Origin of the sequence: Okeania sp. SIO3B5 (assembly GCF_010692555.1) — a bacterium.
Classification (GTDB): domain Bacteria; phylum Cyanobacteriota; class Cyanobacteriia; order Cyanobacteriales; family Microcoleaceae; genus Okeania.
This window is the reverse complement of sequence record NZ_JAAHHG010000346.1, coordinates 1-10,649: the sequence shown is the minus strand read 5'-3', so window position 1 is coordinate 10,649 and position 10,649 is coordinate 1. Positions and strand designations below refer to the sequence as shown.

The 10,649-nt window shown below is 37.4% G+C and carries 3 protein-coding genes and 3 pseudogenes; 5 read left to right on the top strand and 1 reads right to left on the bottom strand.

The genetic code is table 11. The features are described from left to right. Positions 1–194: 194 nt before the first annotated feature. From F6K54_RS31260 to F6K54_RS31240, 5 genes and pseudogenes are all read left to right on the top strand, one after another. Positions 195–1,667: pseudogene (locus F6K54_RS31260) on the top strand (methyl-accepting chemotaxis protein); the annotation flags it as partial. A 707-nt stretch (positions 1,668–2,374) separates the two neighbouring features. Beyond that, the gene (locus F6K54_RS31255; protein ID WP_293086610.1) at positions 2,375–6,793 is read left to right on the top strand and encodes a response regulator; all 4,419 of its coding nucleotides are present in this window, start codon (positions 2,375–2,377) and stop codon (positions 6,791–6,793) included. Between the two features lie 298 nt (positions 6,794–7,091). Beyond that, a complete protein-coding gene (locus F6K54_RS31250; protein ID WP_293086606.1) occupies positions 7,092–8,399 on the top strand; it encodes an RNA-guided endonuclease TnpB family protein in 1,308 nt (435 codons plus the stop codon). Between the two features lie 555 nt (positions 8,400–8,954). Continuing rightward, a pseudogene (gene rplU / locus F6K54_RS31245) lies at positions 8,955–9,347 on the top strand (50S ribosomal protein L21); the annotation flags it as partial. Positions 9,348–10,048: 701 nt separating this feature from the next. Continuing rightward, positions 10,049–10,162 (top strand): annotated as a pseudogene (locus tag F6K54_RS31240) (50S ribosomal protein L27); the annotation flags it as partial. 82 nt (positions 10,163–10,244) lie between these two features. On the opposite strand, the gene F6K54_RS31235 reads toward F6K54_RS31240, so the two are convergent. Then, on the bottom strand, positions 10,245–10,517 hold the full coding sequence (locus F6K54_RS31235) for a hypothetical protein (protein WP_293086604.1): 273 nt from the start codon (positions 10,515–10,517) through the stop codon (positions 10,245–10,247). Positions 10,518–10,649: the final 132 nt, after the last annotated feature.

Here is a 10,649-nt window from a genome sequence, read left to right as displayed (position 1 = left end):
TTGTATCTGATGCAGCATTATTGCTTAGTCGTCGTTACTACTAGTTTATTTCTTTTTTTTTTTCAAGCATAAGACGGCATACGAGATCCGGCCGGCGTGGAGACTGGAGTTCAGACGACTGTAGTGCGATTGATAATGAAGAAACTATTCCAATAGATAATCAACTCCCAACTTTTAGTAAAATTAAGGGAGAGGCAGTAGATACAACTGTAATGGTTGAACAAGGTGGGTTGGCATTCTGGGAAAATGCTTCCCTATCTACAAAACAACTATACACAGCCATAGGAACAGGATTAGTATCCTTAATTGCCGTAGCCATTGTCAGTAATGTTGTTTCTTTCAGAGCGTATCAGGAACAAAAAACAGATGTAATTTCTTATTTGCGTGGCACTGGTTGGATTATGACAGGTATTGCAGGAGTCAGTAGCTTTTTAACTGCTTATGGTCTTGGTAGTCTGACCACAAAACAAATAGAAAGAGCTAACAAAGATTTACATACTCAATTCGATATTATTTCTGACGGGAATTTAAAAGCTAGAGCAACAGTTTATTCAGAGGATGAGTTTGGTAAGCTTGCTGCTAAGTTTAACCACATGGCTAAGGTGATTCAAGCAACTTATACTGATGCTCAAAGGAAGGCAGAAGAAAATGAACAAGCTAAGGAAGATTTACAAAGGCAAGTAATTCGCTTACTGGATGATGTAGAAGGGGCAGCTCGTGGAGATTTAACTGTTAGTGCTGAAGTTACGGCTGATGTTTTGGGAGCGGTAGCAGATTCCTTTAATTTAACAATTCAAAATTTACGGGAAATTGTACATCAGGTAAAAGAGGCTGCTCAAAAGGTGAGTAGGGGTTCTATGGATAGTGCGACTTTTGCTCAGGGTTTGTCTACGGATGCTTTGCGACAAGCGGAAGAGTTGGCAGCGACTCTACAGTCTGTGCAAGTAATGACTGATGCTATTCAAAGGGTGGCTGAAAATGCTCGCGAAACTGAGGATGTAGCAAGGTCGGCAGCAGCTTTAGCTTTGAAAGGAGGGGAGACAGTAGACCGTACTGTAGCTGGTATTCTGCAAATCAGAGAAGGTGTGGCAGATGCAACTCGAAGAGTTAAGCGTTTATCAGAGTTTACTCAGGAAATTTCTAAGATTGTAGGTTCGATTTCTAGTATTGCTTCTCGCACAAACTTGTTGGCTTTGAATGCTAGTATTGAGGCAGCTAGGGCAGGGGAAGCAGGCAAGGGATTTGCAGTAGTGGCAGATGAGGTTCGACAGTTAGCGGATAAATCGGCTAAAGAATCTAAGAACATAGAACACACAGTTATGCAAATCCAAACTGAAACAGGAGGGGTGATGACTGGAATGGAAGAGGCAACCCAGCACGTTATTAAAGGAACGGAGTTGGCAGAGGAAGCAAAGCAGTCTCTGGAAGATATTGTTCAAGTTACAACAAGAATTGATGTGTTGGTACGTTCTATTGCTGCAGATACTGTAGAACAAAATGAAGTGGCTCAATCAGTATCAAAGGTGATGCAGGCAGTAGAGTTGACTGCTCAAGAAACTTCTCAAGAATCTCAACGAGTTTATAGTTCGCTACAAAATTTAGTGGGTGTTGCTCGTGATCTATTAACTTCAGTAGAGCGTTTCCGAGTAGATCCAGCAGAACAATAACTAAGTCAGAAGTCAGAAGTCAGTAGGGGTGGTTTCCTACGGAATGCTCCGCAAACGCGAACCACCCGTACAGAAGTTATTTTTGTAACGGTGATTTGAGGAAGCCTCCAAAAATAGCTTTAAAAGGCGGGGTTGCGCGACCTAATTATTTTGAGGTGTTGTTGATTCTAGGTATGATATCATGTCCGGTAGCATCGGAGCGTGTATAAAATTAAGGTGACACTCTTGAGAAAACCTTCTGCCTCCTGCCTCCTGCCTCCTGCCTTCGGACAACCATTGTCTAATTATTCAACCAGACATGATATGATTTGATAATTTTGTATTTGGGATTTTTTATTTTGGATAGTTTGAACTACTTGTTAATATTAACTGTTCCCTATTCCCTATTCCCTATAAACCTACTTTCATACCTTAATTTGACTTTTGACTTTTGACTTCTAACTTGCGCGTAGCACTATATCATTGGAGATGTCTATTATAATTAATATCATGTCCGGATAATCAACAATCAAAAACCTTTTCTCTTTGAACCTTTCTTTCCCTTCTGCCTTCTGCCCTCTGCCTTCCTTCCACCAAAGTGTAAGTATTCAACCGGACATGATATAACCTATGGGAACGAATAAGCGATTGGCATATTTTTCAATGGATGCAAAACAAAAGTTAGTAGTTGACAAACATATACTGTTGAACCCAGAACTATAAAAAATATGCAAATAGGACAAACAGAACAAACAGAAAAAATTATGCGCTATTTTATTGAGGAGGCAAAAGACCACTTCAATACTATAGAACATGGAATATTAAATTTACCAAATACTATAGCAGATCGAGAACTATTAAGTGAATTATTTAGAGCGGCTCATTCTGTTAAAGGTGGGGCTGCTATGTTAGGAATTAATAGTGTGCGAAATATTTCTCATAGATTAGAAGATAGCTTCAAAATCTTGAGAGAAACTTCTATTGAGGTTGATAATAAATTAGAGTCTTTATTTTTAAGTGTTTTAGATACTTTACAATACTTATTGGAAAAACTTTGCAACTCTGGTTTGACAGAAAAAGAAGAAAAAATTCAAATAGAAAAATTAGAACCAGTATTTCAAGAGTTAGAAGTACATCTAGATGATTTGGCAGGAGAAACTCATGGGATAACTATAGGAAAAACACCAGAATTAAATATTGAAAAACAAAGTTTTTTCATGGCAGAAGTATCAGAAAAAATGCGAGAAATGTTGTTTATTTTCAAGCAAAATGATGATGCTATGACAAGGAATAAATTGAAAGAAATATGTAATTTTTTGGGAGATAAGGGTAGACAAAATCATCTGTCATTAAATTGGTTAGAATTAGTAGAAGCTGTCAAAAAAGCAATAGCTAATACCGAAAATACATATTATATTCTTGCTCACAACATAATTAAAAATTTGAAACAAGCTCAAGAATTAATCATAGATAATAAAGAGCAAGAAATAGTAGTAGATGAAAATTTAAAAGCTTTAATAAAAAATCCAGAAACAATCAATAAAAATATAGGTGAAAGAAATATGTTAGATGAAACAAACGATCGACAAAATCAAACGAAAATTAATGAGGGTATAAACAACAAAAATGAGAGAATAATTCAAACAGAAGACTCTATAGATGACTGGTTTAATAGCTTAGAAGCTACGGATACAGATAATAATAATTATGACTTAATAGGAGATAAACAAGAAATAAGACAAGGACCAGAAGTGGGATTAACAGAACTAAATAGTTTAGCAGATTTATTTGAAGGAGAAGCACCAGAACTAGATTCTAGTTGGGAAGAAGAAGAAATATTAGATCGAGGCAATGTGGAAATAGAAGAGTTAAAAAAATCTGAAATTGATAGCGATGATTCTGGTGATTTGTCTGACTTATTATTTGATGTTAATGAAGTTGTGCAATCATCCAAAATTAAAAATTTTAATGAATTGAATTTGTTAAGTACAGTAGACGAAGATTTGTCAGATTTGTTTGATAAAAATACAGAAAATACACTACAAAATCAGAGTCATATTAGCAAGCAAAATACTGACTTGGAACAAGATAATAGTAAAGCAAAACAAGCAGAAGATTTGGAGGATTTATTCAATGTTATAAATGAGGGAGATTTAGCAGCATTAGAAGAAGTAGAAAACTCTGAGAATGACGGGAATTTACAAGTAGATTTACTCGAAAATAATCCGCAAAAAAATATCAAATTAAACCCTCAAAATACAAACGAAAAAGACCATATAAATGAAGATTTTAGTGATTTATTGGCAATTAAAGATGAAGAACAAGAAATTAACAATGATGTCAAAATAGAAAATAATCAAAACCAAATTCAAACTAAAAATGATTTAAACTCAAAAGTAGCAGACTTAGAAGCACTATTTGAAGATTCAGAAACAGTAAATGGAGAACAAGAAAATCAAATAGAATCAGAGGAATTGACATCCAGTTTTTCCCAACTATTCGATCAAGAACATTTAGAATTATCAGACTCACAAAAATCAATCAATGTGGAGCAGGTAAATGGGGAAGAAAATAGCAGCGATTTAAATAGTTTATTCGACGATTCAAACTTAGATTTTATTAACTTAGAGTCTGATGAATCATTAGATGAATCATTAGATAATTTAATTGAAAGTGATAATGAGCTTCAAGAAAATTCAGAACTTTCAGTAAATATAGAAGATTTGTGGCCTACCGTAGAAAACTATGAAACTGTAGATGAAGCGGTAGACTTAAATCAACTATTAGAAGATGTAGTGAACGAAACAACTTCTGTAGAGTCAGAAAAAAATCAACAATTAACAGCTAAAAATAAAAACGAATCAGAAGATTATGAATTTATTGAATTAGAAGCAATACTAAATGGAGAAAAATTAGAGAATTATAATATTTTTGTACAACTAGAAAAACTATTAAATGGTACAGAAATTAATTCAAAACTTAAATCAAATACAGCAGTTGTAGAAAATACTCTTCCTACCCATGAAACTGCTAATATAACAAAAAAACTACCAGAAGAAGATCCGTTTAGTGACTTAGATAAATTATTAGAAACTCCTAACATAGATACTTATAAATCTAGTGGAGCTTCTACTACTAATAGTCCTCGCCGAAATAGACGCCCTCCAGAGCAAACAGTTAAAGTACCCGCAAAGCAACTAGATAATCTCAGTAACTTAGTAGGTGAGCTAGTAGTCAATCGTAATAGTTTAGAACAAGGTCAAGAACGAATGCGTCAGTTTCTAGATAACCTGCTCCATCAGGTAATGCTACTAAGTGATGCTGGACAACGAATGCACGACTTGTATGAAAAAACCCTTTTAGAAAGAGCAATTTGGGACAGTCGTCAAGGACATCATTCTACTCAGACCTCTAATTTAGCTGATACAGCCACCGAAAATACAAGTGGAAAAAGAAAATTTGATGACTCTCTCGATCTTGACCGGGTAGAAAATTTCACTCCTTTCCATTTATTAGCTCAGGAAACCATAGAATATATTGTCCGAGTACGAGAATCTTCATCTGACATTGAATTTCTGGTTGATGACGCAGAACAAGTAACCCGTCAGCTACGACAAGTGACAACTCAATTGCAAGAAGGGTTAACTAGGTCGAGAATGATACCCTTTTCTCAGACGGTACAACTATTGCCTCGTGCTGTGCGAGATATTTCAATGGAATGTGGCAAAGAGGTGAGTTTACAGGTAGAAGGGAAAGAAACCTTAATTGATAAAATGATTCAGGATAAGCTTTCTGACCCAATGAAACATCTAATTAATAATGCCATAACTCATGGAGTTGAAACGCCTCAACAACGTCTAGCAGCAGGTAAGTCTCGTCAAGGTCAAATCACAATTCGTGCTTTTCACCAAGGTAATCAGACGGTGATTTCGGTGGCAGATAATGGAGCGGGAATTAATCCCGAAAAAGTAAAGAAGAAAGCTATAGAAAAAGGTGTAATTACTCAACAACAAGCTCAAGGAATGACTAACATTGATATTTATGATTTGCTCTTTCATGCGGGTTTTAGTACAAAAGATAAGGCTGATAATTTTTCAGGCCGTGGAGTTGGGTTAGATGTGGTGAAGACTAATTTAACTGAAATTCGAGGTACTATTTCTATTGACTCTACTATTGGTAAGGGTACAATGTTTACAATTCGCTTACCTCTGACTTTGAGTATCTCGAAAGCATTATGTTGTATTAGCGATCGCTCCTGGATTGCTTTTCCGATGGATGGGGTAGAAGATATGATTAAAGTGTCTAAGGAGGATGTAAAAACAGCAGAAAATGAGGAAAGCTATATAGAATGGCGTGGCTCAAAGTTGCCTTTCCGTCACTTACGAGAGTTGCTTGTTTATAATCGTCATCTCCGTCGCGCTAATGTGTATGGTATGAATGCTGAAGAAGATATGATTTCAATTGTTGTTTTGCGCTCTGCTTCTGCAGGGATATTTTTGGCGGTGCAAGTTGATCAAGTTTTAGAACAACAGAAGGAAATTGTAATTAAACAACTAGAGGGACCTATACCTAAACCTATAGGTATTGCTGGAGCAACAGTTTTAGGGGATGGTAATATTGTAGCGATCGCAGATGTTATTGAGTTAATTAACCTAGCAACAGGAAGACTACGCCCCCGGGATGAGGGGATCTGGCCACCTAGCGAGGAAGATGAGGCATCTTTGACTATGCACCAAAAGAGTGAGTTAACAGTATTAATTGTTGATGACTCAATTACAGTCCGTGAATTGTTATCCATGACGTTTAGTAAAGCTGGTTACCGAGTTGAACAGGCAAGGGATGGTAAGGATGCCTGGGAAAAAATGCGTGCTGGTTTACCGTGTGATTTGGTATTCTGTGACATTGAAATGCCTCGGATGGATGGCTTTGAGTTATTATCTCGGATGCAAAAAGATGCTCATTTGAATACTTTACCTGTGGCGATGTTGACATCTCGTGGTGCGAAAAAACACATGGAAATGGCATTTGAGCTGGGAGCAAAGGGGTACTTTACTAAGCCATATATTGAAGAGAAGCTATTAGAAGGGGCGGTTAATATACTAGAAGGTAAAGCGGTTGGAGAAGTATTTAGCGGTGGTGGTCATTGATTAGACATCTCCGAGAGGGTAGGGAGTAGGGGAGTAGGGGAGTAGGGGATTAGGGGAGTAGGGGAGTGGCTCACACCGATTATGGCACGGATACACAGATACGTAAGGGAGTAGGTAGGGACGTTGTATGCAACGTCCGTACAGGAAGTGGGGGAGTAGGGGAATGGGGGAGCATTTTTCTACCTTTTTATCTAAATGTTGGCAGAAGACCCGCACCATAATTTTAATTTGGTGTCGGGATGAATGCCAACCCATGCTATAATAACATTGCTTTGGTGTTAGTAATAGGTCAAAAACATTGAAAGCTAGATATAAGTACAGAATCTACCCTAATCATATTCAAACAACCAAATTAAATCAACTATTTGGGTGTTGCCGATATGTTTGGAATCAATCATTAGCTCACTGCAATCAATTGTACGCTAAAGGGGATAAAAAACCTTCATATACCGATCTAACTAAACAGTTCATAACAAGCGCCAAGAAAGAATTAATTTGGTTAAAAAATGTAGCTTCTACTCCACTACAACAGTCTCTCAAAGATTTAGACCAGGCATATAAGAATTTCTTTGATAGTTGTAAAGGTAAACGTAAAAGTATCAAGGCCAAGCCTCCTAAGTTTAAATCTAGAAAATCTAGACAAGCTGCAAGATTTGTCGGGGCTAATTACAAAGTTGGTCAAGATAAAATCTATCTACCAAAAGTAGGTAAAATTAAAATAGTTTGGTCAAGGCCATTAGCTAGTCAGCCTACTTCTGTAACTATCATCAAAGACTCAGCCAATAGATATTTTGCTAGCTTTGTAGTGGAAACTAATTCGGAATTTATGCCTAAAACTAATAATTCAATTGGCATTGATTTAGGCATTTCTACATTTGCAACTTTGAGCAATGGAGACAAGATTAATGCACCAAAACCACTCCAGAAAAATCTCAAAAAGTTAGCTAAGTTTCAACATAAGTTTACTCGTACTGAAGTAGGTAGTAAACGTCGAGAAAAGGCACGGGTTAGAGTAGCTAAACTTCATGGAAAAATCCAAGACATCAGAACTGATTTTCTTCATAAGCTTTCAACTGATTTAGTCAAAAAGTACGACACTATTGTTCTTGAAGACTTGAATGTTTCTGGAATGGTAAAAAATCGCAAATTAGCTAAGGCTATTAGCGATCTAGGCTGGAGAAAATTCAGGACTTTAACTGAATCTAAATGTGATAAATATGGTAAAGAGTTTAGAGTAATTAATCGTTGGGAACCTACTACTAGAAAATGTTCTCATTGTGGGTTTAAAGGTAGTAAGAAAAAACTAAATGTTCGTGAGTGGACTTGTCTTAATTGTGGAACATTCCACGACCGTGATATCAATGCTGCTGTAAATATTCTGAATACCCCAATAATTGAAACAGTAACTCAACCGATAACCAAAGTTGAAACTATTAAGGCTGAAGTATTGGAAACACCTGTACAGCTATCAATTTTTGAAGTAGTCGCCGAGGGTCAACCGGAGACAGTTAAACGGACACGGAGGAGACCTAAGACTGGTTCTAAATCAGCAGATTCCAATGATGTGTCAACCCGCCCTGAGTTTAAGCAACTTCGGTTGTTTTGATGGATGGGAATCCCGCATCATAATCTCTGATTTGATGCCGGGAGGATGTCAAAAAATTTGTAAATGAATAGGATGTCGAGTCCCATTCATTTACTGCCGATTCATCTCACACTAAATTTAAAATTATGGTGTGAGGCTTATCGACGGTTTAGCTACATTAGACATCTCCGAAAATTACCAGATAGATAATTTTTTCTTCCCTGTTGCCTATTGCCTATTGCCTGTTGCCTGTTGCCTGTTGCCTGTTGCCTATTCCCTAGCTTGACAAAAATTACGTTTGTCAGGGATAATTGGGGATTGTGTGTCTAAATCCTGCTCGGACCAGGTTCAGACATAATATAGCAGAAGGCAGAAGGCAGAAGGCAGAAGGCAGAAGGAAAAATCTGGCGTTGTCTGAATTTTAAGCTTTTGATATGTCCGCGCTCTTTGCTTCAACTGCTATAAAAGCTGGTAAATAAATCAAGGCATTTGCCCATTTTAACTAACTACAATACAACTTTAAGGTATTAGTGTTAGAGCCAGCTACCTGTACGGCAAACCTATTAACACAAACTAATGACTTACGCAATTATTGAAACAGGTGGAAAACAGCTTAGGGTAGAAGCAGGTCGCTTTTACGATATTGATCTTCTACAAGCAGAAGAGGGAGATCAAGTTTCTCTGGATAATGTGCTTCTAGTTCAACATGAGGAAGAAGTTCATATTGGTCAACCTCTTGTAGAAGGTGCTCTTGTTGAAGGTACTGTGATGAGACACTTGCGGGGCAAAAAAATTATTGTCTACAAAATGCGGCCTAAAAAGAAAACTCGTAAGAAAAGGGGACATCGCCAAGAACTTACCCGTCTAATGATTGACTCCATAAGTATTAATGGCAAAATATTAGGAGTAGTAGAATCTCAGACTTCGGTTACAGAAGTAACTCCAGAAGCAAGTGAAACTGTTACAGAAACGGCAACTGAAGCTACAGAAGTTCAAGAATCAGTAGAATCTCAGACTTCGGTTACAGAAGTAACTTCAGAAGCAAGTGAAACTGTTACAGAAACGGCAACTGAAGCTACAGAAGTTCAAGAATCAGTAGAAACTATTAGCGAGCAAGTTTCAGAGACTACAGCAGAAATTGAAAATGTATCTGAAGAAAAACCAGAAAATCAGGCAGAATAAGTATAATAAAAGTTATACATAAATATAGTCATATATAGTCAAGTGATGTCAAATATCTTCGTTGATTTGTACAAAAGAGCTACTAAATATTTGACAACATTTAATTATTCTTGACCATCTGTATTAATGGTATTAGGACTTACGCATGAACGCTATTGGTAGGGTGTGTTAGCGTTAGCGTAACGCACCAGTACTCCATATATACTGCCTTTGCGTAAGTCCTGGGTATAATGAAATTGGCTGAGAGTTTCAGACTAAACAATCAAGAAAATTCCGAAAACATAATGAGAAAAGCAGCTCCCTTTTGTCTTTGACTATGGGATAGAGAAGCCAGTGCGTTGGGCGGGTTTCCCGACAGTCACGCAACTGGCGTGGTGTTGTAGTTCACCCAGTAAGGGTAACTCCTGCAAAATAAGGATATGTCATATTTGACTATATTTTTATGAACTATAGAAGTTATTATACATACATAAAATTTGGAGGAAATTATGGCTCATAAAAAAGGTACTGGTAGTACTCGTAACGGTCGCGACTCTAATGCCCAGAGATTAGGTGTGAAACGTTTTGGCGGTCAAGTTGTTAAAGCAGGTGTGCGACTCGTTGGCCACTAAACCAGGAAACTGGGTATAAATGGCCGTTCCAAGTCAATACATGAGGACAACCTCGACTTGTGAATAACTCTTACTACCTTGGTGGTGAAATTCCACTCGCTCTGTTGTTGGGTTGACAGCATAGGCCACGGAGTAGAGACTGAACATCAATCTCCGAAGCTGGTCTAAAAGCGGGAAAATACCAGTTACCAGGAACGATACCGCAAGCAAAGGTTGACAAGTGGACGAATAGGAAGGTAATTAAACTCTCGTAATAACAAACCATTCCAAAGGTAGCTATGGGATGTAGGACGAAAGTCAGAGGGTCTTTGGATAATCTTATATCTACGAGGTTATCAACAACCATACCGCACCCTCCGGGAGATTTTGCCTCACTAAATCAGCCGTAATAAAGGAATAAGGGAACGAGGAAACCTCTCTAAGACACCTAAGAATATAGGTCGAGAACTTAGGAAGCCATTCAAGGTCAATCTGCACA

Bases quoted from the DNA above. Each gene is read 5' to 3' on its own strand.
- F6K54_RS31255 (WP_293086610.1), top strand. From the start codon at position 2,375: ATGCAAATAGGACAAACAGAACAAACAGAAAAAATTATGCGCTATTTT.
- F6K54_RS31235 (WP_293086604.1), bottom strand. From the start codon at position 10,517: ATGGTTGTTGATAACCTCGTAGATATAAGATTATCCAAAGACCCTCTG.